The 26,374-nt window shown below is 73.3% G+C and carries 15 protein-coding genes; 7 read left to right on the top strand and 8 right to left on the bottom strand.

Annotation, left to right across the window (positions count from 1 at the left end):
* Positions 1-100: 100 nt before the first annotated feature.
* The 6 genes from OG594_RS17215 (at position 101) to OG594_RS17240 (ending at position 12,815) form a co-directional block, all read left to right on the top strand.
* Positions 101-1,378 (top strand): MFS transporter, encoded by a 1,278-nt coding sequence (locus OG594_RS17215; protein WP_266599764.1) that lies wholly within the window; start codon positions 101-103, stop codon positions 1,376-1,378.
* Positions 1,379-1,631: 253 nt separating this feature from the next.
* Positions 1,632-5,717 (top strand): amino acid adenylation domain-containing protein, encoded by a 4,086-nt coding sequence (locus OG594_RS17220; protein WP_266599766.1) that lies wholly within the window; start codon positions 1,632-1,634, stop codon positions 5,715-5,717.
* Positions 5,710-9,066 (top strand): amino acid adenylation domain-containing protein, encoded by a 3,357-nt coding sequence (locus tag OG594_RS17225; protein ID WP_266599768.1) that lies wholly within the window; start codon positions 5,710-5,712, stop codon positions 9,064-9,066. Before OG594_RS17220 ends, OG594_RS17225 begins: the two co-directional genes overlap by 8 nt.
* The gene (locus OG594_RS17230) at positions 9,066-10,469 is read left to right on the top strand and encodes a condensation domain-containing protein (protein WP_266599769.1); all 1,404 of its coding nucleotides are present in this window, start codon (positions 9,066-9,068) and stop codon (positions 10,467-10,469) included. Before OG594_RS17225 ends, OG594_RS17230 begins: the two co-directional genes overlap by 1 nt.
* A gap of 10 nt (positions 10,470-10,479) precedes the next feature.
* Entirely contained in the window at positions 10,480-11,670 is a 1,191-nt protein-coding gene (locus OG594_RS17235) for an acyl-CoA dehydrogenase family protein (RefSeq protein ID WP_266599770.1), read from the top strand.
* Positions 11,667-12,815 (top strand): acyl-CoA dehydrogenase family protein, encoded by a 1,149-nt coding sequence (locus OG594_RS17240; protein ID WP_266599771.1) that lies wholly within the window; start codon positions 11,667-11,669, stop codon positions 12,813-12,815. Before OG594_RS17235 ends, OG594_RS17240 begins: the two co-directional genes overlap by 4 nt.
* 63 nt (positions 12,816-12,878) lie before the next feature.
* Here the strand turns inward: OG594_RS17240 and OG594_RS17245 are convergent, their stop codons facing one another.
* From OG594_RS17245 to OG594_RS17270, 6 genes are all read right to left on the bottom strand, one after another.
* Positions 12,879-13,460 (bottom strand): GNAT family N-acetyltransferase, encoded by a 582-nt coding sequence (locus tag OG594_RS17245; protein WP_266599772.1) that lies wholly within the window; start codon positions 13,458-13,460, stop codon positions 12,879-12,881.
* Positions 13,461-13,486: 26 nt separating this feature from the next.
* Positions 13,487-14,557, bottom strand: a complete 1,071-nt coding sequence (locus tag OG594_RS17250; protein ID WP_266599773.1) for a low specificity L-threonine aldolase — start codon at positions 14,555-14,557, stop codon at positions 13,487-13,489.
* Complete coding sequence (locus OG594_RS17255; RefSeq protein WP_266599775.1) at positions 14,554-15,243, bottom strand: DUF2461 domain-containing protein; 690 nt, start codon at positions 15,241-15,243, stop codon at positions 14,554-14,556. The genes OG594_RS17250 and OG594_RS17255 overlap by 4 nt, the downstream gene beginning before the upstream one ends.
* Positions 15,240-16,640 carry a serine hydroxymethyltransferase gene (glyA, locus tag OG594_RS17260; RefSeq protein ID WP_266599777.1) on the bottom strand — a complete coding sequence of 467 codons (1,401 nt, stop codon included), beginning with the start codon at positions 16,638-16,640 and terminating at the stop codon, positions 15,240-15,242. Before glyA ends, OG594_RS17255 begins: the two co-directional genes overlap by 4 nt.
* Positions 16,641-16,694: 54 nt before the next feature.
* Positions 16,695-19,970: an amino acid adenylation domain-containing protein gene (locus OG594_RS17265; protein WP_266599779.1), complete on the bottom strand. Its 3,276-nt coding sequence runs from the start codon at positions 19,968-19,970 to the stop codon at positions 16,695-16,697.
* Positions 19,971-20,061: 91 nt separating this feature from the next.
* A complete protein-coding gene (locus tag OG594_RS17270) occupies positions 20,062-21,933 on the bottom strand; it encodes an AfsR/SARP family transcriptional regulator (RefSeq protein WP_266599781.1) in 1,872 nt (623 codons plus the stop codon).
* A 200-nt stretch (positions 21,934-22,133) separates the two neighbouring features.
* On the opposite strand from OG594_RS17270, the gene OG594_RS17275 reads away from it, so the two are divergent.
* Complete coding sequence (locus tag OG594_RS17275; RefSeq protein ID WP_266599783.1) at positions 22,134-22,355, top strand: hypothetical protein; 222 nt, start codon at positions 22,134-22,136, stop codon at positions 22,353-22,355.
* A gap of 58 nt (positions 22,356-22,413) precedes the next feature.
* On the opposite strand, the gene OG594_RS17280 is transcribed toward OG594_RS17275, so the two are convergent.
* Positions 22,414-25,482: a BTAD domain-containing putative transcriptional regulator gene (locus OG594_RS17280; protein ID WP_266599785.1), complete on the bottom strand. Its 3,069-nt coding sequence runs from the start codon at positions 25,480-25,482 to the stop codon at positions 22,414-22,416.
* Positions 25,483-25,641: 159 nt separating this feature from the next.
* Positions 25,642-26,112, bottom strand: coding sequence for a MarR family winged helix-turn-helix transcriptional regulator (locus OG594_RS17285; RefSeq protein ID WP_266599787.1), 471 nt, complete (start codon positions 26,110-26,112; stop codon positions 25,642-25,644).
* Positions 26,113-26,374: the final 262 nt, after the last annotated feature.

The raw sequence follows: 26,374 nt of genomic DNA on the forward strand, positions 1-26,374 counted from the left end.
GCGGTCTATAGTCCCGGAATTCATAACCGGGGTCTAACTCGGGGTCCATAGCGTCAGTGCCGTCCGACAATTCCGTACCCAATCAGAAAAGGGCGTCGACATGGCACTCGGTCGGCATTCCGATTTCAATCGCCTGTGGTTCGGGCAGACCGTCAGCAACTTCGGCGACAAGATCTCCCTCCTGGCACTACCGACCCTTGCGGTCGTGGTGCTGGGCGGTGGAGCCTTGGAGGTCGGCGTGCTCGGCGCGCTGCGCTTCCTCCCCTTCCTGCTGCTCGCCCCGATCGCCGGGCTGGTGGCCGACCGGGTGTCGAGGCGCACCGTCATGATCGTTGCCGACCTGGGCCGCTTCCTGGCCCTGGCCACGATTCCGCTGGCGTTCGCGCTCGACTCCGTCAGCATGACCCACCTCTTCATCGTGGCCGGCATCACCGGCTGCCTCACGACCTTCTTCGAGGTCTCGTACCAGTCCTGGCTGCCCCAGCTCATCGGCACCGAGAACCTCATCGAAGGCAATACCAAGCTCCAGATCAGCCGCAGCGTCGCCGAGGCGGTCGGCGCGGGCGCCGGTGGCGCACTCATCCAGCTGCTCGGCGCCGCACGCGCCATCACCGCCGACGCGTTCACCTTCCTCATCTCGCTCATCGCCCTGCTGGTCATCCGCCACCGGGACGTGCGCGAGCGGACCGAGGACCGCAAGGCCTCCGCGAAGGCGGAGATGAAGGAGGGCATGAAGACGCTCTTCGGCAACCCGGTCCTGCGCGGCCTGTTCACCGCGAACGTCGTGGTCAACCTCGGTGCCGCGATGGGCGACGCCGTCCTGATCGTCTACGCCTACAAGGAGCTGAACCTCAGCCCCGGCCAGGTCGGCGCGGCCTTCGCCGTCATGTCGGTCTTCGTCATCGTCGGCGCGGTGCTCTCCGAGGTCGTCTCCAAGAGCCTCTCGGTGGGCCGCCTGCTCGTCATCACCGCGGTCGTGCTCGGCGCCGGCTACATCCTGGTGCCGACGGGCGGCGCGGTCGGCGGCTTCGTCGGACTGATCGTGGTCCAGGCCATCATCGGCTTCGTCTCGCCGATGTTCGACATCCACGTCCTCAGCCTCGTGCAGGGCGTCACCCCGAACGAGCAGATGGGCCGCGTCAGCGGCACCGCGCTCTCCGCGGTGTACGGCGCCCTGTCCCTGGGCTACTTCGCCGGCGGTGCGCTCGGCGAAGCGATCGGCCTGACCGGCGGCCTCGCGGTGGCCGGCGCCGTCACCATCATCGGCGGCCTGACCCTGCTCACCGGACCGGTCGCCAAGATCAAGGAAATGCCCGGCGGCGACGACACCGCCGACGAGGGTTCTCCGGCCGCGGACGAGGCCAGGATCACCGCCTGATCGGCACCCGCCAGGGGTGTGGGAGTGGGTGCCGGCCCAGCGGCACCCACTCCACACTGCGCCCCGCACCCACCCGCAGGTCCGTACGCCCGCACCACTGCACTCACCCGCACTGCCGCACCGCCGCACGCGCCCGCACCGCCGTACGTGCCCGCAGGTCCGTACGCCCGCACGTCCGCACCCGGCGCCGCGACCCGTGGCGCCCCCTCGCCGTATCCCTCTCCCGACTCCCGAAGACGCACGGAGGCTCAAGGTGAGCGAGTCCCTCGCCGAACGCATAGCCGCACTGCCGAAGTCCCGCCGGGCACTGTTCCAGGCCCTGACGGGCCGCACCGGCGGGCGCGCCGCCGTACGGGAGGACCCTGAGCCGGCACCCCGCGACCCCGCGGACCCGCCGGTGCTCTCCTTCGCCCAGCGCCGCCTCTGGTTCATCGACCAGCTCCAGCCCGGCAGCCCCGCCTACAACGTGCCGGTCGCCACCCGCATCCGCGGCCCGCTCGACGTACCCGCCCTGCACGCGGCGCTCCAGGACGTCGTGGACCGCCACGAGGTGCTGCGGACCGTCTACACCTACCAGGAGGGCGCCACCGAGGCCCTGCCCCGCGTGGTGGACGGCTACCGGCTGCCCCTGCCGCTGACCGAACTGCCCGACGAGGAGGCGGCCCGGCCCTTCTACGACGCCGACGCGGGCGCCCCCTTCGACCTGGCCGGCGCCGTCCCGCTGCGGGCCCGGCTCGGCAGGATCGGCCCCGAGGACCACGTCCTGGTCCTCAACCTGCACCACATCGTCACCGACGGCTGGTCCATGCGGGTCCTCTACACCGAACTGGAGCGCGCCTACGCCGCCCGCACCGGGGCGCCCGCCGGGGCCGCGGCCCCGCTCGCCCTCCAGTACGCCGACTTCGCCACCTGGCAGCGCCGCCGCATCAGCGGGGACCGGCTGGAGGGCCTCACCTCCTTCTGGCGCGAGGAGCTGGGCGGCGCCAGCCCCGTGGACCTGCCCACCGACCGGCCCAGACCGCCCGTCTTCGGCCACGCCGGAGCCTCCCGCTACATCGACCTCCCGCCCCGGCTCATCGCCCGGCTGCGGGAGTTCGGCAAGTCCGAGGGCGCCACCCTCTACATGACGATGCTGGCCGGCTTCGCCGCCACCCTGCGCCGCTGGACCGGCCAGGAGGACATCGTCGTCGGCACCTCCGTCTCCGGCCGCGACCACCCGGCCTTCAGCGAACTCATCGGCTTCTTCGTCAACACCCTGCCGCTGCGCATCAGGACCGGTGGCGACCCCGGCTTCGCCGAACTGGTCCGAACCACCCGTCACACCACCCTCCAGGCGTACGCGCACCAGGAACTGCCCTTCGACCTGATCGTCGACGCCCTCGGGCTGCCCCGCGACCCCAGCCGGCCGCCGCTCACCTCCGTGATGTTCCTCCTCGACGAGACCCCGGACACCGCCCCGGGCCTCGCGGGCCTCGCCACCGAGCCCATCGACTTCTCCTCGCACGCCACCAAGTACGACCTCATGATCAGCGTCCACGACACCGGCACCGCCGTCCGCGCCCTCGTGGAGTACCCCACCGCCCTGTTCGACGCCGCGACCGTGGACCGGCTACTGGGCCACTTCCTCACCACCCTCGAAGGGGCCCTCGACCGCCCCGAAGCCCCGCTGTCCGCCCTGCCGCTGCTCACCGAAGCCGAGCGCCGGGCCGCCCTGGACGACTGGAACGCCACCCGCGCCCCCTTCCCCCAGGACGCCTGCCTGCACGAGCTGTTCGAGCAGCACGCCGACCGGCGGCCCGACGCGCCCGCCGTGATCCTGGGCGGACTCGGTGGCTGGAACATCACCTACCGGGAGCTGGAGGAGCGCGCCAACCGGCTCGCGCACCGGCTCGTCGAAGCCGGCGCGGGCCCCGACCGGACCGTGGCCCTGTGCCTGCGCCGCGGCCCCGCACTGGTCACCGCGATCCTCGCCGTCCTCAAGGCCGGCGGGGCCTACGTCCCCCTCGACCCGGACTATCCGGCCGAGCGCCTGGCGCTGCTGCTGCGGGATTCCGCTCCGCCCATCGTCGTGTCCGACGCGGAGCTGATCGGCCGGCTGCCCGTCCCCGCCGGCACCGCGCACGTCCTGCTCGACACCGACCGGGCCGCGCTCGCCGAGCTGCCCGCGACCCGCCCGGCCGTCCCCGTCACCTCCCGGGACCTCGCCTACGTCATCTTCACCTCCGGCTCCACCGGCACCCCCAAGGGCATCGCCCTGGAACACCGGGGCGTGGTCAACAACATCCTCGACCTCAACCGCTCGTACGGCATCGGACCCGGCGACTCGGTCCTCGCCCTGTCCTCGCCCAGCTTCGACATGAGCGTCTACGAGACCCTCGGCATCCTGGCCGCGGGCGGCACGCTCGTGCTGCCCGACCCGGCCGCCGCCAAGGACCCGGCGCACTGGGCCGACCTCGTCGAGCGGCACGGCGTCACCGTCTGGAACTCCGCCCCGGCCCTCCTCGGCCTCCTGGCCGACCAGCTGGAACACGCCGGCGGCCCCCGACTGCCGAAGCTGCGCACCGCGTTCCTCGGCGGCGACTGGATCCCCGTCACCCAGCCCGACCGGATCCGCGCCTTCGCGCCCGGGCTGTCCTTCGTCGCCCTCGGCGGGGCCACCGAGGCCTCCATCCACTCGGTGGAGTTCCCCGTCGGCCGGGTCGATCCGCAGTGGACGAAGCTCCCGTACGGGCGGCCCATGGCCAACCAGCTGGCCTACGTCCTCGACCCGACGGACCGCCTCGTCCCCGTCGGCGTCCCCGGCGAACTCCACCTGGGCGGCGTCGGACTGGCCCGCGGCTACCTGAACCGGCCCGAGCTCACCGAGGAGAAGTTCGTCCACGTCGAGCTGGCACCCGGCCGCACCGAACGCCTCTACCGCACCGGCGACCTGGCCCGCTACGGCGCCGACGGCACCATCGAACTCCTCGGCCGCACCGACTTCCGGATCAAGCTCAACGGGCTCCGCATCGAGCCCGGCGAGGTCGAGAGCGCACTGCGCGAGCGCCCCGGCGTCCGCGAGGCCGTCGTCACCGCCCGCCGCGCTGCCGCCGGCTCCGACCGGCTCGTCGGCTACGTGGTCCCCGAGGAGGGCGCGGGCCTCGACACCGCCGCCCTACGGACCGCGCTCGGCGCGGTCCTGCCCCCGCACTGCGTCCCCGCCGAACTGGTGCTGCTGGAGCGGCTGCCGCTGAGCCCCAACGGCAAGGTCGACCGGGGCGCCCTGCCCGACCCGCGCCCCGCCGCTCCCACCCCGGAGCGGCCCGCCCCCGCACCCGCGGACGCGGACCCGGTCGCCCTGCGGATCGCCGCAGTCTGGGCCGAGGTGCTCGGGGTACCGGACGTCGCGCCCGACGACGACTTCTTCGCCCTCGGCGGGGACTCCTTCGCCGCCGTGCGCGCGGTCCGCGCCGTCGCCACCGCCCTGCCGGACGGCGGAGCCACCGTCCTGCGCGTCGTCGACCTCTTCAGCAACCCGACCCCGGCCGGGCTCGCCGCCCGCAGCGCCGAACTCGGCGCAGCCGGAACGGCCGCACACGGCCTGCTGCACCGGCTCACCCCCGAACGCCCCGCCGGCACCACCGCGCTGACCCTCGTCTGCTTCCCGCACGGCGGCGGCGACGCCATCGCCTACCAACCCCTCGCGGCCCAGCTCCCGCCGCACATCGAGCTCCTGGCCGTTTCCCCGCCCGGCCACGACCCGCTGCGCCCCGGCCCGATGCTGCCGGTCCCCGAGTTCGCGGAACTCGCCGCCCGGGAGATCGCCCGCACCGTGCGGGGACCGTACGCGGTCTACGGCCACTGCGCCGGGGTCGTCACCGCGCTGGAGACCACCCACGTACTGGAACGGATGGGGCAGCGCCCGATCGCCCTGGACCTCGCCGCGGCCCTCCCGGAGGAGGACCCCGAGTACGCCCTGGAGATGGAGCGCGTCTCCGGCGACGACGACCTCGTTGCCTACCTGACCACCATGGACGGCTTCGACGGCGTCCTCGACGACAGCGACCTCACCGCGGTCCTGCGGATGGTCCGCCACGACATGACCGAGGCCGCCCGCTTCTTCGCCCGTACCCCGGGCGGTTACGACCGGCCCCTCGCCACCCCGCTCACCTGCATCATCGGCGACGCCGACGACGCGACCGAGGGCTACGAGAACGGCTACCGCGCCTGGGGCCGGTACGCGGCCGACGTACGCCTCGCCGTGATCCCCGGGGGCCGCCACTACTTCGCCAAGCACCTGCCCGACCGGCTCGCCGCTCTCCTCGTCGACCTGCACCGCAACGGAGGAACCCATGTCTGATCTCGCCGAACGGCTCGGCCGTCTGCCCCAGGGACAGCGCTCCCGGCTGCTGGGACGGATGCGCAACCAGATGACGGCCGGCGTGGGCCGGCGCATCGAACTGAGGCGCGCCGACCACGGACCGCGCTCCCGCTCCTCCTTCCAGCAGGAGCAGATGTGGTTCGTCGACAAGCTCGGCGCCGGCAAGGCCCGCAACAACATAGCCCTGGCCATAGGCCTGGGCGGCCCCCTCGACCGGGCCGCCCTGCACGAGGCGCTCAACGCCGTCGTCGCCCGCCACCAGGTGCTGCACAGCAAACTCGTCGAGATCGACGGAGTCCCCTGGCAGGAGCCCGTCCCCTCCTTCGTGCTCGGCGTCCAGAGCACCGACCTGTCCGGCAGCGAGGACGCGGACCGCGAACTCGCCGAGCTCACCGCGAGCTGCGCCGCCGCCCCCTTCGACCTCGCCGCCGCCCCGCCCGTCCGCGCCCACCTCGTACGCCTCGCCGCCGAGCGGCACGTCCTGCTCTGGGTCGTCCACCACATCGCCTGGGACCCGGGCTCGACCCGGATCTTCACCGAGGAACTGACCGCCAGCTACGCCGCGGCCGCCGCGGGCAAGCGCCCCGAGGCCCCCAGACTCGCCGTCGAGTACGCCGACTTCGCCGCCTGGCAGCGCGCCAAGCTGGAGAACGACGAGCACGGCCGGGCGCTCGCGACCAAGTGGCGCCAGATCCTGGCCGGGGCCGTCGCCACCGAGGTCCTGCCCGACCACCCGCGCGGCCCCGAGACCCGCGGCGACGGCCGCGGCCTGAAACTGACCCTCGACCAGAAGCTGCTGGACCGCCTCACCGAGCTCGCCGACGCGGGCAGCACCACCGTCTTCACCACCCTGCTCGCCGCCTTCAACGCGCTGCTGCGGCACTGGACCCGCACCGAGGACGTCGTCGTCGGCACGGCCAGCGCCTCCCGGCCGCACCCCGATCTGGAGCAGGTCATCGGCTGCTTCGTCCAGATGATCACCCTGCGGACCGAGGTCACCGACCAGCTCACCTTCCGCGAGCTGGTCACCCGCACCGCGTCCTCCGTCATGGACTCCTTCACCAACAGCGAGCTGCCCTTCGAGCAGGTGGTCGAAGCCGTCCGCCCGGTGCGCGACCCGCTGCGCCACCCGCTCTTCCAGATCGAGTTCACCTCGCTGGGCCGCTGGGGCACCCACCGGGCGCAGGCCGCGGACGTCGAGTTCACCATGGACCAACTGCACGACGGAGCAGCGAAGTTCGACATGAGCTTCCTCGTCGGAGAGAACGACGGTCTGGAACTCTCCCTCGAGTACAACACCTCCCTCTACCGGCACGGCACGGCCAGCGCCCTGCTCGGCGCCTTCCGCCAGGTCCTGGAGCAGGTCGCCGAGAACCCCGACCTCCAGGTGGGCGACATCAGCCTGGTCGAGGAGCCGGCCGCCTCCCGGCACGCCCGCGAGCTGTCCCGCGGCGGCCCCGTCGACGAAGCCGCCTGGACCACCACCTTGGACCGTGCGTTCCGCGAGCGGGCCACCATCCACCCCGACGCGGTCGCCGTCCGCCACGGCTCCACCCGGCTCGACTACGCGGCCCTCGACCGCTGGTCCGAGGCCATCGCCCACCGGCTGCGCGACCGCGGCGTCCGCCACGGTGACCCCGTCGCCGTGTGCGTGTCCCGCGGGCCGGCCGCCGTGGCCGGGGTCCTCGGCGTGCTCAAGGCGGGCGCCCACTACATCCCGGTCGACCGGGCAGCCCCGGCCGAGCGGACCCGTACCGTACTGGCCGACGCGAAGGTCCGGCACGCCCTCGTCGACGAAGCCGCGCAGCTGCCCGTACCGCTGGAGCTGGTGACCACCGGAACGGCGGCCCCCGTCCGGGAGGTCCCCTCCCTCGCACCGACCGCCACGCCCGGCGACCTGGCCTACGTGCTCTACACCTCGGGCAGCAGCGGCACCCCCAAGGGGGTCATGATCGAGCACCGCTCGGTCACCCACTTCTCCCGCACCATCGCCAAGGCCTACGAGGTCCGGGCCGAGGACCGGGTCCTGCAGTTCGCCCCGCTCACCTTCGACGTCTCCGTCTTCGAGATCTTCACCACCCTGCTGGCGGGCGGCTCGCTCGTCATCGCCACCGACGACGAGCGCCGCGACCCGGCCCTGCTCCAGACCCGGATGCGCGAGGACGCGGTCACCGTCGCGGAGCTCCCGCCCGCCCTCCTGCCGCTGCTCGACCAAGCCGGACTGCCCGACCTGCGACTGGTCTCGGTGGGCGGCGAGGCCTTCCCCGGCCGACTCGTCGCCGAATGGACCGCGGGGGAGCGGAGGTTCGTCAACGGCTACGGCCCCACCGAGGCGACCGTCGCCGTCACGCTCATGGACTGCACCGGCAGCTACGACCGCAACCCGCCGATCGGCCGCCCCATGCCCGGCCACCAAGCCTTCGTCCTCGACGAGCGGCTGCGCCCGGTCCCGCCCGGCGTACCCGGTGAACTCTGCGTCTCCGGTCCCGGCGTCGCCCGCGGCTACCTGGGCCGCCCCGACCTCACCGCCGACCGCTTCGCCGACAACCCCTACGCGGACGGCCCCGAGACGGCCCGCCTCTACCGCACCGGCGACCTGGTCCGCTGGCTGCCCGGCGGCAACCTGGACTTCCTCGGCCGCACCGACCGCCAGCTCAAGGTGCGCGGCCACCGCATCGAGCCGGGCGAGGTCGAGTCCGTGCTCACCGGGCACCCCTCCGTGCAGCAGGCCGTCGTGGTGGCCCAGCCCGCCGCGGGCGGCGAGCGCATGCTGGCCGCCTACGTCACCGTCGAACAGGTGGGCTCGTACGCCTCCGAGGTCGCCGACGCCGAAGGCCTGCGCGCCTACGCGGCCGGCCGGCTGCCCGGCTACATGGTCCCGGTCGTCGTCGTCCTGGACGAACTGCCCCTCACCCCGCACGGCAAGGTCGACACCGCAGCCCTGCCCCTGCCCACCGAGCAGTCGGGCGAGGGCGGCACCGCGCCGCGCGACGCCGTCGAGGAGCAGATCTGCCGGGACATCCTCACCCCGCTGCTCGAATGGCAGAACCCGGACGTGGAGGGCGACTTCTTCGCCCTGGGGGGCAGCTCGCTCCAGGCCACCATCGTGGTCTCCCGGGTCCGCGCCCTCTTCGGCATCGACATCGCCCTCGCCGACTTCTTCGGCCGCCCGACCGTCGCGGGACTGGCCGAACTGGTCCGCGCCGCCAAGGCCGAGGCCGCCGGCGAACAGGACCGGCTGCTCGCGGTCTTCGAGCAGATCGAGAACATGAGCGACGACGAGGCCGCCGCCCTCCTCGGCTCCCTCCAGCAGCCGGACGGCTCCTGATGGCCGACCCGGCCGGGCTCGAAGGAGCGCTCGCCGCGCTCCCCGAGGCGAAGCGCGAACTCGCCCGGCTGATGCTGGCCGCCCGGCAGCCCGTACCCGCCCACCCGGCCCCGCGCTCCGGCGCGGGGCCGGTCCCGCCCACCGCGCTCCAGGCCCGGCTGTGGCGCCGCGAGCGCACCCACCCGGCCGTCGCCACCGGCTCGCACGCCCTGCGGCTGACCGGCCCGCTCGATCCGCAGCGGCTCGTGGCGGCCCTCACCGGGGTGCTGCGCCGCCACGAAGCGCTGCGCACCCGGCTCACCGTCTCCACCACCGGTCAACCGCGGCTGCACGTGGACGAGGAACCGGTGCTGCGGCTCACCCGGGCCGACCTCTCGGGCTTCACCCCGCAGGCCGCCGCCGATCGCGTGGCCCTGCAGAGCACCGAGAGCGCCTCCACCGTCCTCGACCTGGAGAGCGGCCGCACCAGCGCGTTCCGGCTGCTGCGGCTCGCCCCCGACGAGCACGTCCTGATCCTCGCTTCCCACCTCGCGGTCTTCGACGGTTGGTCCTCCGGGGTCTTCCTCGCGGACCTGGCCGCCGGCTACCGCGGGGGCGCGGGTCCGGGCGGCTCGACCCCGCCCGAGCTCCAGTTCCCCGACTACGCCGACTGGCAGCACCGGTGGCTCGCCGGACCCGACGGCTCCGCCGAACTCACCCGCCGCCGGGCCGCCTTCGCCGCCGACCCGCCCGCACCCCGGGCGCCCGGCGGATTCGAACGCGGCCACCTGCCCGTACGGCTCGCCCGCGGGCCGGTCGACGCCGGGCTGGAGCTGGGCGCGGCCGAGGGAGCCACCCCGTTCATGACGCTCCTCGCCGCGCTGGCCGTCGTACTGGCCCGCAGGGACGGCCGTACCTCCGTGGTCATCGGCACCCCGGCGGCCGGCCGCTTCGCCGGACCGCTCGAAGGCGCCGTCGGGCAGTTCACCACCGTGGTACCGATCCGGATCGACCTCGCGGGCGGCCCCGCCTTCCGGGAGCTGCTGCACCGCACCCGGGCCGCGGTCGCCGAGGCGCTCGCCCACCAACGCCTGCCCGTGGACGTCCTGTTCGGCGACGGGACGCCCCCGCCGTACAACGTCCTGTTCGCCCTCCACAACTACCCGTCGGTCCCCCTGGACCTGCCGGGCATCGAGGTCGGCCAGCTGCCCGGGCCGCCCGCCCGGCACCTGGAGCTCTACAGCCCCGACCCGGCCGCCGCGCTCGCCTGCATCGGCCTCGTGGAACGCGACGGGGAGATCGGCGGCACCGCCGAGTACAACCGCCACGCGGCCGCGCCCGAGGACGTGCGAGGGCTGCTCACCGGAATCGAGGACGTGCTGGACCGGGCCGTCGCCGCGCCCGCATCCCCACTCACCACCTAGGGAGTTGCCCGTGCTCACCACCGAGTTCTACCGTGCGCCCGCGGACTGCGGGCTCGTACGGAGCGGAGCCGATGTGCCCCGCACCCCCATGCGGGCCCTGCGCGAGGACATCCACGACATCCTGGTCTCGGCCCCCGTGGCCGAGGCCCGGCGCACCCGCGACCCCCGGCCCCTGCACCGGGCCCTGGGCGAGCGGGGCCTGCTCGCGCCCCAGTGGCCCGAGGAGTACGGAGGCCGCGGCATCAGCCAGGTCGCGGCCGCCGTGCTGGTCGAGGAACTGGCCATGCACGACGTCCCCGACCTGCTGCACACCCTCACCGTGCAGATCGTCGGTTCCACCCTGCTGGGCGTCGCGAGCCCGGCGATGAAGGCCCGGCACCTGCCGGGCTTCGCGGCCGGCACCGCCTTCGGCTGCGTGCTCTTCAGCGAACCCCAGGCCGGCTCCGACCTCAACATCCTCTCCACCCGCGCCGTCTCCGACGGCAAAGGCGGCTACAAGTTGTACGGCACCAAGGTCCACTCGCTCTTCGCCCGGCTCGCCGACTACGGGTTGTGCCTGGCCCGCGGCGAGGACGACGCCTTTAGCCTCTTCCTCGTCCCCCTGGCCCAGCCCGGCGTCACCATCCGACAGATCCCCGGCATGGGCGACGACGCCTTCCACGAGGTCACCCTCGACGGCGTCGCCGTGAGCGCCGACGACGTGGTCGGCGAGACCGGCCAGGGCTGGGCGATCGTCGTCAAGACCCTCGCCTTCGAGCGCACCGGACTCGACTACTACGTCAAGGCGCTGCGCTGGTACCGGGCCGCCGTCGAACGGCTGGAGGCCCACACCGACCGGCTGGAGGCCGGCCAGCACGACCAGATCGGCCTGGCCAAGCTCAACGCCCGGCTGCTCGCGGCGGGAACCCTGGTCCGCCGCGTCCTCACCCGCCTCGACCGGGGCGAACTCAACGAGGACGAGGCCGCCGCCGCCAAGTGGTACACCACCGAACTCGCCGCAGAGGTGGCCTGGTGGGCCGCCGAACTCGACGGCGACACGAGCATGACCCTCGACGACCCCGAGGTCGACGGGGTGGCACACCCACTCGATGCGGCGTTGCGCGAAGCCCCGGGGATGCGGATATCGGGCGGCACCGCCGAAATGATGCTGGAGACGCTGGCCCGGCTGCGTCTCGACTCAGGGGCGGAGGTACGGCCGTGACATCACAGGCGGTAAGCGGGAACGACACGGGCGGCCAGGGCCCGGCGGCGGCGTCCGAGCGCTGGCGGGAGCGGGAGGACGAGGACTCGCTCTTCCGGCAGCTCCGGCTCACCGTGCGCCAGGGCCTGGAGGTCGACGGGGACACCCCCGCCGGTGCCTGGGAAGCGCTGACCCAGGTCGGCGCGTGGGAGTTCGCCCTGCCCATCGGCCACGACGGCCTCGACCTCGGCCAGGCGGTCATCGCCATGGTGTGCGAGGAGGCGGGCAACGCGATGCAGTCCCTCCCGCTGACCGACACCCTCCTCGCCCTGGACCTGATCTCCGGCCTCGGCCCGCTGGCCCCCGAAGCCGCCGGAAACGTCCTGGACCAGGTGCGCACCGGAGAACTGGAACTCGCCGTGCCGGGCCGGCTGCCCGATCCGCGCGGCACCGTACCGCCGGGCATCACCTGGAAGCCGGACGCGGACACCGGCGGCGTCGTCCTCACCGGAACCGGTGGCCCCTTCGCCGCCGGAGTCGGCCCGGGCGCCCTGCTGGTCCTGGCCGGCGGTCCCGACGGCCCGTGCGTGGCGCTCGTACCCCTGCCCACCGAGGGCGTCCGGGTCCGCCCGCTGCGCGACCACGGCGGGGGAGCCGTCGCCGGCGCCGTCTTCGACGAGGTACGGCTGCCCGCCGAGGCGGTGCTGCTGAGCGGCCTCGCCGCCGAACAGGCCCTCGCCCGCGTGGGTCTGCGCGCCGCCGTCCACCAGGCTTCGCTGCTGGCCGGGATCACGGCGGCCGCCCTGACCGCGGTCGTCTCCCGGATCCGCGGCCGTCAGCAGTTCGGCCAGGCCCTGGTCAAACACCAGGGCCCCCGGCTGCGCGTGGCGGGCCTGCTGGCCCGGCTCGACGCCGTGCGCTGGGCCGTGGGGGACGCGGCCCGCGACCTCGACGCGGACCGGCTCACCGCGGGGGAGGCTGCCGGACTGATCGCCCTCACGGCGGAGACCACGCTCGACGTCACCCGTGACGCGGTCCATCTGCACGGTGCCTCGGGCCTGGTCCGCGACGGCCTGGTGGCGGGCTGCTACCGGCGCGCGGCCTGGGAGGCCCTGCGGTGCGGACGTCCCGCCCACCTCTGGGACATCGCGGCGCACACGCCCTGACCGGCGTCCACGCGGAAGGGGCCCCCGCACGGCGGGAGCCCCTTCCGCGTACCGTCCAGGCCGTCAGACCAGGTCGCGGCGCATGACCCAGCGGTGCCGCTTGTCGCTCTTGGCCTCGGTGCGGTGGACCCGGCGGAAGCCCGCCCGCTCGAACATGTCCATCGTCCCGACATAGGCGAGGGTCGGATTCACCCGGCCGCCCTCCGGGTCCACCGGATACCCCTCGACCGCGGGCGCGCCGTGGGCGCGCGCATGCTCGACGGCCCCCTCCAGCAGGCCCGAGGCGACCCCCTTGCCCCGGAAGTCCTTGCGCACGACGAAACAGGTCACCGACCACACGGGCAGGTCGTCCACCGGTGTGATCGTCTTCGAGGAGGTCAGCCGGTCGAGCTGCCGGCGCGGGGCCACGTTGCACCAGCCCGCCACCTCGCCGTCCAGGAACCCGAGGACCCCGGGCGGCGGATCGGCCTTCTCCATGAGGCCGCGCAGGTGCTCGCCCCGCTCGTCCGCCGTGAGCCGCCCGTACTCGCCGGTGGACAGCCGCCACGCCATGCACCAGCACGTGTGCGCGCTCTTCTTCGGCTGGAGCACCTGGCGGATGTCGTCCCACAGATCCGCCGTGGCGGGTCGTACTTCTAAACTCATGCTGCTACTTCGCTCTCTTCCGCTGCCTACGAGCGTCCCGCGGCCGCGGTGTCCCGCGACCCGGTGACGACATCGGTCATCACGGCGGCCAGCACCCCGAGGGCCCGCCGGCACGCCTTGTGTCCTACGTCCAGATGGGTGACCAGCCGGACCGTCTCCGGGCCGGGCGCGGTCACCAGTACTCCTTCCTTGGCGGCCCGTGCGACGACCTCGTCGGCGCCGGGTACCTCGATGAGGACGATGTTGGTCTCCGGCGGGCGCACGGTGAACCCCGCGTTCCGCAGCCCCGCCGCCAGCAGCGCGGCGTGGGCGTGGTCCTCGGCGATCCGCTCCACGTGGTGGTCCAGGGCGTACAGTCCCGCAGCCGCCAGGATGCCCGACTGGCGCATGCCACCGCCCAGACCGTGCCGCAACTTCCGGGCCCGCGGCAGCCTTTCGGCCGACAACAGGAGCACCGAGCCGACGGGCGCGCCCAGCCCCTTCGACAAGCACACGGACAGCGAGTCGGCCGTCCGCCCGTACGCGCGCGCCGAAGTGCCGGTCGCGGCCATCGCGTTCCAGATCCGGGCCCCGTCCATGTGGACCGCGACGCCCGCGCCGGACGTCAGTTCCCGTACGGCGCGCAGCGTGTCCAGCGGGTGGACCGTGCCGCCGGCCCGGGTGTGGGTCTGCTCCACCTCCACCGCACGGGTGCCGAGCGTGTACGGGTTCCCCCGCCGGACGACCCCGGCCAGCAGGGCCGCGGTGAGCACCCCCCGCTCCGCCGTCACCGTGCGCGTCTGGATCCCGCCGTAGCGGGCCGGGGAGGCCTCCTCGTGCGCCAGGACGTGCGCCTCGGCGTCGCACACCAGCTCCTCGCCGGGACCGACGAGGAGCTGGAGGGCGATCTGGTTGGCCATCACCCCGGACGGGGTGAACAGGGCACCGGAGAAGCCGAAGAGCCCGGCGATCCGGTCCTCCAGCGCGCGGACGGTCGGGTCCTCCCCGAACAGGTCGTCGCCGACCTCGGCCGCGGCCATCGCGGCCCGCATCCCGGGACCCGGCCGGGTCACCGTGTCGCTGCGCAGATCGACGGTCTCGAAACTCCCGATGGTCATGACGGTACGTCAACTCCTCGTTCGCGGGGCCGTGGGGTGAGTTCGCGGGCCGCCACCCAGTCCAGCAACGGACGCACCAGCTGCCAGGTCTCCCGTACCAGCTCCCCGGCGCGCGCCGTGTGGAGCCCGACGTCCGGACCGAGGCGGCGTCCCGCGTCGATCTTGCGGTGGCGCAGCAGCCCCAGCCGCGGGTGGTCCGCCGGGACCCCCCGCGGCCGGGACTTGAGCCGGTCGCCGCCCAGGGTGAACCCCCGGTCCTCCAGCCGGCCCGCGATCGCGGCCAGCTCCGCGCCGCCGTCCTCCTCCTCGACGGCGGCGCGGTACCGGGCGACCTCGGCCCCGGCGTAGGGGTACCAGCGGCCGGAGGCGTAGAGGCCGTGCCGGTCCAGGTGCACCCAGAGGCCCAGACAGGGCAACAGATCCAGATAGGCGCCCTGGTAGCACTTGTACGGGGACTTGTCGTGGGACATCCGGGTGTCCCGGACCGGGCCGAGCACCCGCACCTCGCCCGATCCGGTCGACTCCCGGAAATGCGCGCTCAGTTCAGCGGCCAGCTCGTCCATCGGCGCACGTACGTCACGCTCGTACCGCTCGCGGTGGCGCAGCCGCCACGCCTCCTTGCTGTTGTCGGCCGCGAGGTCCTCGTACAGGCGCAGTGCCGAGGGCGGGAAGCCGCTGAAGGTCACGGCAGGTACCCCGGCAGGGGGTGGGCGGCGCACAGCTCGGACACCCGGGTACGCACCCGGTCGCGCAGCACGTCCGGCAGTACGCCGCCCTGCGCGCGCAGCGCCGTGAGGACGTCGGCGACCAGGTCGGCGCACTCGGCGGCCACCGCGTGGTCCATCCCGCGCGCCGCCAGCGTGTTGGTGCCGAGCCGCAGTCCGCCCGTCACCCGGACGGGTGTGGTGTCGCCGGGGACCCGGTTGCGGTTGACGACGATTCCGCAGGACTCCAGGGCCTGCTCGGCGATGTCCCCGGTGACGCCGGTGCCGCGCAGGTCGAGCAGCACCATGTGGGTGTCCGTACCGCCCGTGACCAGCCGGAACCCCCGGTCCAGGAGCCGCTCGGCGATCGCCTGCGCGCCGTCGGCCAGCCGCTTGGCGACCTCCGCGAAGTCCGGGCTCCCCACGAAGTCCAGGGCGCGCGCCTTGGCCGCCACCGACGCCAGGTCGGGCGTGCCCTGGGTGAACGGGAACACGGCGCGGCGCAGGGTCGCCGCCAGGGTGCCGCGCTCCGGTCCGGCCTTGCGGGCCTCCTTGCCGAGCAGGATCAGACCGCCGCGCGGGCCGTACAGCTGCTTGTAGGTGCTGGTGGTGGTCACGTGGGCGTGGTCGACGGGGCTCTGGTGGAGGCCGGCCGCGACCAGTCCAGCGATGTGCGAGATGTCGGCCAGGAGATAGGCGTTGGCCTCGTCCGCGATCTCCCGGAAGCGGGCGAAGTCGATGCTGCGGGGGTAGGCGCTCGCCCCGCAGACGATCAGCTTCGGGCGGTGCTCCAGGGCCAGTTCGCGGATCTGGGCGTAGTCGAGCAGCCCCTCCGGTGTCACCCGGTAGCCGTGGGCGCGGTAGTAGCGGCCGGTCACCGAGGCGGGGGAGCCGTGGGTGAGGTGGCCCCCGCAGTCCAGGTCCAGCCCGAGCAGGGAGTCACCGGGGTTCAACAGCGCCGTGATCACGGCGAGGTTGGCGGAGGAGCCGGAGTGCGGTTGCACGATCGCGTCCTGGGCCCCGAACGCCGCGCACGCCCGGTCGATCGCGAGGCGTTCGATCTCGTCCGCGACCCCGCAGCCGGCGTGGTAGCGGTTCCCGGGGAATCCCTCGGCGGTCAGGTTGCCGAGCGCGCTGCCCTCGCAGGCCAACACGGAGGGATCGGCGACGCTGGACGCCGCGACCATCATCAGCGTGTCGCGCTGGCGCGCCGACTCCCGGGCCAGCAGGTCGTACAGGACGGAATCGCGCTCTCTCAGGCGGGTGTTGGCGTGCGCGGCGAAATCGATCAGGTCGGGCGCGGGCACCCGTGGCGCGCCGCCCCGGAGCCCGTCCTCGTCCAGCGGATCGGTGACGGGCGCGGGCAGGGTGAGGCTCATGACTGTCCCCTCTCGGAATCGTCCGTGATGGCCGTGCTGAACCGGCTCGGGTCCTCAGCCGTCCGCATCGGCGGTGTCCGTCTCGTCGTCCAGCTCGCCGAAGGCCTCGGCGACCGCGACCGCCTCCGCGCCGTGCTGCTCGTCCGCGGCGATCTTTCCGGCCAGTTCGGAGATCAGCGGGTTCTGGAACACGGTCTTCACCGGCACCGGCACCCCCAGCAGCTCCTTGAGCAGACCGGCCAGCCGGGTACCGCTGAGCGAATCGCCGCCCAGGCTGAAGAAGTTGTCACCGGGCGCCACCCCGTCCAGGCCGAGGATGTCGGCGACCGCCGCACACACCACGAGCTCCAGGGCGCTGCCCGGCCCGTCCCCGGCGTTGCGCACGGCCGCCTCGTCGGCGGACTGCTGCCGCCCGGCGGAAGAGGCCAGCAGCAGCCGGTCGACCTTGCCGTTGCGGGTCAGCGGCAGCTCCGGCAACACCGTGAGCGCGGCCGGCACCATGGAGCCGGGCAACTGCGCGGCGAGCCGCTCCAGCACCGGACCGGCCGCCCCGGCCCCGGCCACGACGAAGGCGTGCAGCCGACGCACCCCGTGCGCGCTGGCCGGAGCCACCACCACGGCCGCCTCGACCTCGGCGTCCTGGCGCAGTACGGCCTCGATCTCGCCGAGCTCGATCCGGTGGCCCTGGATCTTCACCTGGAAGTCGTCCCGGCCCAGGATCTCGATGCTGCCGTCGGGCAGGTACCGGCCCAGGTCACCGGTCAGATAGGCGCGTTCGCCGCTCTCCGGAAGGTGCACGAAGCGGTTCGCGGTGCGCTCCGGGTCGTTCCAGTAGCCGAGTGCGAGCCCGACGTCGCTGGCCACGGCCATCTCGCCGACCACCCCGAGCGGGCGCTCGTGGGCGGACGCATCGACGATGTAGTAGCGCTGGTTGGTGATCGGCTTGCCGTACGGGATGCTCGTCCAGGAGGGGTCGACCTCGCCGATCGGCTGGAACAGCGACCAGCAGATCGTCTCGGTCGGACCGCCCGAACCCACCACCTGGATCCGGGGGCTCTGCGCCCGCAGCCGGTCCGGCAGCGTCAGCGGGATCCAGTCGCCGGAGAGCACGGACAGCCGCAGGGACTCCAGCGGCCGGCCGCCGCCGCGCCGCTCGCGCACCTCGGCCTCGCCGACCAGCAGTTCCATCAGGACGGGCACGGAGTTCCACAGGGTGACCTGCTCGGCCTGGACCAGATCGGCCCAGACGTCGGGCTCGGCGTGCTCGAACGGCGGCGGCAGCACCACGGTCCCGCCCTGCGTCAGGACCCCGAACACGTCGTAGATCGAGGCGTCGAAGTGCAGCCCGGAGATGGCCAGCAGCCGGTCCCGCGCACCGACCTCGAAGCGTGTCGCGACGTCGCGGATCAGGTTGACCACGCCGATGTGGTCGACCATCACGCCCTTGGGCTCACCGGTCGAGCCCGACGTGAAGATCGTGTACGCGAGGTCCGCCGGGGTCTGCGCGGTCTCGGGCCGGGTGTCGGTCCCGGACTCGAAGTCCTTGTCCACCCGGTAGCGGCGGGCCGTGGGGGGCCAGCTGATCCGGGGGTCCAGCCAGGACTGGGTGAGGATCCGGTCGACGTTGGCCTCGGTGAGCAGGCGGCGCAACCGCTCCGGCGGCACGGACGGGTCCAGCGGCAGATAGGCGGCGCCGGAGGCGAGGATCCCGTACACCGCGGCGTACTGCTCCCAGCCCTTCTCCATCACCACGGCGACCAGCTCGCCCGGGGCCGCCCCGTGGTCCCGCAGCGTGTGCCCGATCCGCCAGGCGTACGAGGCCAGCTCGGCGTAGGTCAGGCGCCGCCCGGAGGCGTCCACCACGGCCTCGGCACCGGGGGTGCGCTCCACCTGCTGGGCGAACAGCTCGTGCAAGGTGGTGTACGGGATCTGCCCGGCGGTGTCGTTGACCCGGCGGCGCAGCGTCCGCTCGGCCGCCGGGATCAGGTCGAACCGCCGGGCGTGCAGGGACTGCGCATCCCGCGTGAGCCGCTCCAGGAGGTCCACGTACGCGCCGAAGGCGGCGTCGACGAAGCCGGGCGCGAATGCCCCGTCGACGAAGTCCCAGATGACGCGCAGCTCACCGGCCAGTTCGCGCAGCTGTACGTCGAGCGAGACCTGCGGGGTCTGTGAGATCGAGTACACCTCCCGGCCCAGGTCCGTGACGGGCCTGCGCACCGGGTAGTCGAGCAGGCTGGTGACGACCACCGGCATGCCGGCCTGCGCGCCCACCCCGTGCAGCCGGGTCAGCTCGCGCAGCACGCGCACGCCGTTGAAGGCACCGTGCTCCGCGTCGCGGGCGAGCTGGTCGCGCAGGGCGTGCGCCCGGTCCAGGAAGGTCGCGCCGGAACCGTCGGCGGCGAGCATCACGGCATTGGTGAAGTCACCGAGGACGCCGGCGATGTCCGGGTGCACCGCCGGGCGCTGGAAGATCGGGTAGTTGATGGTGAAGTCGGACTCCTCCGCCCAGCACCGGACCACCTCGGCGAAGGCGGCGGTCAGCAGGACCGACGGCGTCAGCCCCGCCTCGCGCGCACGGGTCGAGAAGCGCTGCCAGTCCTCGGGGGAGAGGCGGTGCTCGCGCCGGTCGAAGCGCACCTCGCCGCCGCCGGCGGCGGATCCGCCCGTGGGCAGCGAGGGGGCCGGCGGCAGGGTGGGGACCCGCTCCAGCCAGTAGTCGCGGGCGGCGCGGAAGGCCTCGGTGTGCGGCAGGGCGTCGGCACGCCAGTGGGCGTACTCGGCGAAGTCGATGCCGGGCTCCGGGAGTTCGGCGTCCGGGTCCTCGTACAGGTCGACCAGCTCGGGGAAGAGCACCTGGAAGGCGCTGGAGGCGTCCAGTACCTGGAGGTCGATCCCGAGGTGGACCCGGCTCAGGTTCCCCGGACCGCCCAGCCGGATGATCCGCAGGTCGAACAACGGCCAGCTGCCCACCGGGAAGACCACGTGGCTCATCTCGTCCCGCAGCGCGGCGAGCCGCTCCCGCGAGGCGTCGGCGGACAGCCCGCTCAGGTCCACGACCGGTATCTCGAAGGGCAGCGGGTCGGCCGGCACCCACTGCGTGCCGTCCGTGCGGCCGATCGCGCGGAGCATGTCGTGACGGGCGACCACCTTGCGCCAGGCGGTGGCGAAACGCTCGGGATCGAGGTCCGCACGCTCCCATTCGAAGTATCCGTAGCAGCCGATACCGCCCAGCTCGACTGCTTCACCTCGCCCGATCATCAGTGCCTGTTGCGTCTCGGTCATCGGGAAGGACGCGGCACTGTCCGCGCGAGCGGGCAGGAGCTCGGTCATGGTCCAACTCCATTCGGTGTTACGGGCCGTTGGCTGGTGCGTGCCTGGGATGGTTGCGGGCCGGAGCGCCCTGCTGCGGGGCAGGGCGAGGCTAGGGTCGGTGAGTTAGCCGCCGGTTATGTTCCGCCCCGGCGGCGGCTCCGCGGTCGGCCGCGGCCCCCTCGTCCAGGGAGAGCGCGAAGAGCCGTACGAGCGGATGGAACAGGTAGCAGGGCTGGCCCCACTCGTCCGCGCCGCTGACCTCCAGCAGGGCCGCGTCGGCGAGCGCCTCCAGCAGCCGCTCGGCCTCGGTCTCCGGCAGGCCGAGCGACAGCGCCGCCGCCGCGGCGGGGAACGGCTGCGGACCGAGCGCGGCCAGCGCCGGGAACGCCGCCCGCACCTCGGGGTCCAGCGCCCGCCAGGACGGCAGCAGCGAGCCGTGCACGTCCTGATCGCCCGAGTGCAGCTCCCGCAGCCGGGTGACCGGATCCGCGAGCCGGCGGGCCAGTCGGTCCGGGGTGGAGTGCGGCCGGGCGGCGATCCTGGTCCCGACGATCCGCAGGGCCAGCGGCAGACCGGCGCAGTGCTCGACGATCGCGGACGCCGCACCGGGCGCCGAGGCCACCCGGGCGGGACCGGCCGCTGCCGAGAGCAGCTCCAACGAGTCCCGGCGCGCCAGGGGAGCCAGGGCCACGGTGTGCGCCCCGGCCACGGTGGGCAGGGCGGTCCGCCCGGTGACCAGGACCGCCGGCTCCGGGGTGTTGGGCAGCAGCGGCCCCAACTGCGCCGCCCCGGAGGCGTTGTCCAGCACGATCAGCAGCTGCCTGCCCCGGGTCCGCTCCCGGTAGAGCCGGACCAGCTGGTCCTGCTCCTCGGTGTCCAGTACGTCGTCCAGCGGCCCCAGCGCGCGCAGCAGCCCGCGCAGCACCCGGGTGGGGTGCCGGGGAGTGCCGTCGGGCTCGCGCAGGTCGGCGTACAACTGCCCGTCGGGGAAGTGTCGTTGGCAGCGGTGGGCCGCGTGGACGGCCAGGGCGGTCTTGCCGAGTCCGGCCATGCCCGTGACCAGGACCCGGCGGGGCCGCCCGGGGCCCTGCGCATCGGGGGCCAGCGCACGGCACAGCAGCTCCAGTTCGGGCTCCCGGCCCGTGAAGTCGACGGTGTCGGGGGGCAGCATGGCCGGGGCGCCGTCCGGGCGGCCGGTGGCATCTCGCCGGGGGCCGGTCAACACGGCGGGCGCGGAGCGCGGCCGCCGGTCCAGCGTGCCTTCCAACAGCGCCCGGTAGGTGGCCTGGAGCTCCTCGCCGGGGTTGACGCCCAGCTCGTCGGCGAGCACCACGCGGCCGTGGTGGTAGAGGTGGATGGCGTCCGCCTGCCGCCCCGACCGGCACAGGGCGGTCATCAGCTGGCACCGGATGCGCTCGCGCAGCGGGAACTCGGCGACCAGTCCGGTGAGCTCGCCGGTGATCTGCTCGTGCCGGCCCAGCGCGAGATCGGCCGCGATGCGGTGCTCCAGGGTGACCGCCCGGGCCTCCGTCAGCCGGGGCGCCTCGGCGTCGGCGAGGTATTCCGTGGCGTTGGCGAAGGGCAGGCCGTTCCACCGGGCCAGGGCGCGGCGCAGCAGCTCACCGGCCTTTTCGAAGTCCTCGGCGACCAGTGCCTCGCGGCCGCTGAGCGCCAGCTTCTCGAATTCGCTCAGGTCGAGGGTCGCATTACCGATGCTCATGGCATATCCAGGTGGCCGACGATCGATCAGAACGTCGTCGCCGAGAATCTTGCGCAAGCGGGAAACATAGGTGTAGAGCTGTGCGCTGACGGTGGCCGGTGGGGCCCATCCCCACAGCAGTCGGCACAGCCGTTCGTCGGAGATCACCTCTTCACGGGCCAAGAGGAGCGCCGCGAGCACGGTGTGCAGCTTCGCCCCGGAGAACGCGACCCGGCGGCCGTCCCGGCGTACCTCGACTGGCCCGAGCACTCGGAATTCCATCTACCGCCCCATCCGTGATTCATGGAGAAGAATCTCTGAACGAAGCTAGTGGAGTGCGTTGTCTCCTCGATATCGTGGCGATTTCGAGGGCGGCCCGGGTCACGAAATCGATGGAACACAGAAGAAAAAGGAGGCGTCCCTACTGTTCCATTCATGCCGCAGCGAGCGGCAGTGATGCTCCACCGAGAGGGGATTCCCAGATGCGCAGCACGCTGACGGTGAAGACGGCGAACACGACGGCGGCGGCCTGCCTGGTCGTTCTTGCGGGGGTGCTCGTCGGCGCGGGGGGCGCCTCCGCCGTCCTGGCGGACGCGCACACCACCGTGCAGGCCGACGACGACATGCCCTGGGGCGTCGTCAAGCCGCTGGTCCCCCCGCACCCCGGCGGCGGTGGCAAGCACGGCGACATGCCCTGGGGCTGACCCGCCCGCTCCTGCCCCCTCTTGCCCCGCCCCGCCCCGCTCGACGCGCCGCCGGCCGTCAGGCCTTCTCTTCCTCCGGGTGCGTCAGCAGCGAGGTCAGTTCCGCCGCGGTGAAGGAACGATGCGGCAGCTCACCGGCGCCCCCACCGCCAGGCTCGCCCCCACCGCCAGGCTCGCCCCCATCGGCCGTTCCACCCGCCGCGCCCTGGACCGCCGCCAGTAGCCGGCCCGCCTGCGCCCGCCAGGGCTGCGCGCCGACTTCGCCGAACGCGGCCCGTGCCCGCCCGAACCTCTCCGCCGCCTCCGCCGGGCGGCCGCCGATCGCCTCCACACAGCCCAGATCGGTCTCCACCCGGGCGTACAGGAAACGGTCCGCCAGCTCATCCGTGATCTCCAGGGCCTGCTGCAGCGTCCCTCCCGCCGCCGACAGCAGGCCCTGGCTCCACTGCGTCTGCCCCAGCCCCCGCAGCGCGTGCGCCTCCCCGACCCGGTCGCCCTCGCCCCGGGTCAGCCGCAGTACCGCGCCGAAGGCTTCCGCGGCCTCGCCCAGGTCTCCCGCCCGCAGTCGGACCTCAGCCAGCCGGTACACGCTCTGCGCCTCCGCCCGTACCGACCCGGTGCGCCGGCTGAGCGCCACCGCCCGCTCCGCGAGGGGCAGCGCGCCGCCCACGTTGCCCCGGTCCAGCTCGATCTGCGCCTGGAAGCCGAGCAGATGGGCCTCGTTCCCGATGTCACCCGACGCGTGGAACCCGCTGAGGGCCGCCTCGCAGTACTCCAGGGCCCGCTCCCAGTCGCCCTGGAACCGTGCGCACATGGCCAGGTTCCGCTGGGCCAGCGCCGCCCCGCCCATGTCACCGGTGGTGCGCAGCAGCCGCAGCGCGGCCATGTTCCAGCCCTCGGCCTGCTCGTAGCGCCGCTGGTAGATCGCCAGCGACCCCAGCAGCCGCAGCATCGTCGCCTCGCCCGGCTCGTCGCCGGAGCGCCGGGCCGAGGCCAGCGCCTGCTCGGCACAGCGCTGCCAGTCCTCCAAGTAGTTCTTCGTCTCGAAGTGCGGTACCGCGCTCTCGGTCAGCGTCCACGCGTACCGGGCCCGGCCCGTCTCCGCCGCGTGCGCCACCAGGTCCGTGACGGCGGTGCGCTCCGACTCGAACCAGTCCATCGGCGCGGCCAGCAGCTCTTCGGCCAGCTCCGGCAGGAAGCGCGGGGCCGGTGCCGGCGTCCGGCCCACCGGGAACCGGCGCCCGTCGATCCGCCGGTGCGCCTCCTCGGCCAGCCAGAGCCAGGACGCGAAGGCCCGCTCCAGCGCGGCGTCGGTCTCCCCCTCCGGCTCGTCCGACTCCGCCCGCTCACGGGCGAACAGCCGCAGCAGGTCCTGGAAGCGGTAGCGGGCGGCCCGCCCGGGCTCGGCTTCGGCCACCTCCAGCAGCTGTGCGTCGACCAGGTGGTCGATCAGTTCCTCCGCGTGCCACACGTCGGTGTCCAGTACGGCCGCCCCCGCCCAGGCGGCGAAGTCCGCCGTGCGCAGCAGGCCGAGCCTGCGGTACATCCGGGCCGTCTCCGGCGGCAGGTCCCGGTAGGTGAGCCGGAAGCCGGCGCGCACCCCGCCCTCGCCCGGGCTCAGCACGTCGAGGCGGGAGCGGTGGTCGCGCAGCCGCGCCACCAGGCTCCGTACGCTCAGATTGGGTTTGGCCGCCAGCCGCGCGCCCGCGATCCGCAGCGCGAGGGGAAGGCAGTCGCACAGGGCGCCGAGTTGTTCCACCGCCACCGGGTCGCTGCCGAACCGGTCGGCCCCGGCCAGCTTGATCAGCAGCGCCGTCGCCTCGGTCGGCTCCAGCATCCGCAGCCGCAGGGTCAGCGCCGTGTAGTCCCCGGTCAGGTCGCCCAGGCTCTCCCGGCTGGTGGCCAGCACCACGCTGCGTCCGCCACCCGGGAGCAGGGGTCTGAGTTGGTGGAAGGAACGTACGTTGTCCAGGACGATCAGTGTCTTGCGGGTGCTGAGCAGGCTCCGGAACAGCGAGGCCCGCTCGTCGGGATCCGCCGGAATCTGGGGCGCGCCGATCCCGAGGGCGCGCAGGAAGCGGTCGAGCACGGCGGCGGGGGACACCGGTGCGTGCTCCTCGTCGTACCCGCGCAGATCGGCGAAGAGCTGGCCGTCCGGGAACTGGTCGGCGACCTGGCTCGCCCAGTGCACCGCGAGCGCGGTCTTGCCCACTCCGCCCACGCCGACGATGGTCGCCAGCGCCGGGGTGTGCGGGTTGTAGGGCTCCTTCAGGAGCCGGTCCAGCGAGGTCATCTCCCGCTGCCGACCGGTGAACGCCATCACGTCCGCGGGCAGTTGTGCCGGGATGGTGCTCAGGGCCGCCGGCGCGGGCGCCGCCGCGGCGGGGGGCCGGGTCAGTTCGGGGGAGTCGCGCAGGATCAGTTCGTGCAGCTGGCGAAGTCCGGGACCCGGTTCGATCCCGAGCTGCTCGGTGAGTAACCGGCGGCCGTGCAGGAACACCTCGAGGGCCTCGGCCCGCTGCCCCGACCGGTACAGGGCCAGCATGAGGTGTTCGCGGCACTGTTCGCGCAGGGGGTGGCGGGCCACCAGCTCGGTGAGCTCACCGGTGAGCGCGCGGTGGCGGCCCAGCTGGAGCATCAGCCCGGCACGTTCTTCCATCAGTGCGAGCCGCATCTGCTCCAGCCTGGTGGTCTCCGCCTCCAGTCGGGAGCCGGACGGCTCGTCCAGTGCGGAGCCCCGCCAGATGCTCAGCGCCTCCTCGAACTCGGTGCACGCCTCCTCGGTCCGTCCGTGCCGGGCGGCGTCCCGCCCCTGTTCGGCCCGCTCCATGAACTCCTGGACGTCGATCCGGTGCTCTCCCTTGGCCAGCAGGTAGCCCGGGGGAGAGGTGATCAACAGATCGGTCACCCCGGCCTGCTTGAAGGTCTTGCGGAGGGTGGCCACACAGATGGCGATCTGGTTGCGGGCCGTCGCCGGGGGAGATTCCGGCCAAACGGCGTCCACCAGGGTGTCCACCGAAACGATCCGGTCGGCGTAGAGCAGCAACATCGAAAGGACCGTGGCCTGACGCCGGCCGTTGATGCGCAACGGACCGTCATCGGTCTGGATGAGGAGCGGCCCCAGCACTCTGAAGACAAACCGATTCAAAAGGTCCCCCGCCTCGAAACCCCGTGTCAGGCGCGAACGGTACCGCAAAGAGCGTCTCTCGGTGCAGTCAACTCTTGGGAAAAACATGGGCAGTTTCAGGCCAGCTTGTCCGTATAGCGGTGGACAAGCGCGTGGGCCTCACTGAGAGTCGTCGGATCCGATGGACGACAACGCGCCGGACAGGCCGCGCAGCACCTCGGCCGTGCGGTATACCTCTTCCTCGCCGCCGAGGCCCTCGCACAGCTGCCGCGCCAGCTCGGCGAGACAGGAGTCGATCTCCCGTTTCGCGGCCACGCCCTGCTCGGTGGCGGTGAGCAGCTTGGCCCGCCGGTGCGCCGGGTTGTCCAGATAGGCCGCGAGCCCCTGCCGTACCAACAGGTCCGCTATGCGCTGCACGCTCTGCCGGGTGGTCCCCAACCGCCGGGCCACGGCGGACACGGACAGTGACTCTTCCGTCACCGTGCTGAGTATCTGCCAGCGCGCGGCACTGAGCCCCGAGGCGAGCGCGAGCCGGTCCAGGGCGGCGGTGAACCGTCCGTTCAGCCGGAAGACCGCCACAGCGGCCCGGCTGAACGCCTCGGCCTCCCCGGACTCCGCCGTGCGCGCCAACGTCGGTCCCCTTCCGTACGTCCCGCGGGTCGCTGCACGATAACAGCGCGTGGTCACGTGGACGAGAGTCGGTCACGAGGGCGGGTCCCGGCCGGTGCGCCGGGCCCGTCGGGGCCGTGACCCGGGTCGCCGGAGGGCGCCCGGCGGGCTGGTCCGTTGGTAGGTCCATGGCCGACGAGTCGGCTTACAGGATGTACCAATGGCCCAGTGTCGGCGAGCTCGGTTGAGCCAGTGGGCCCGCGGATGCTTATCTGTGGCGTAT

It is taken from the genome of Streptomyces sp. NBC_01214 (assembly GCF_026340975.1).
GTDB lineage: Bacteria > Actinomycetota > Actinomycetes > Streptomycetales > Streptomycetaceae > Streptomyces.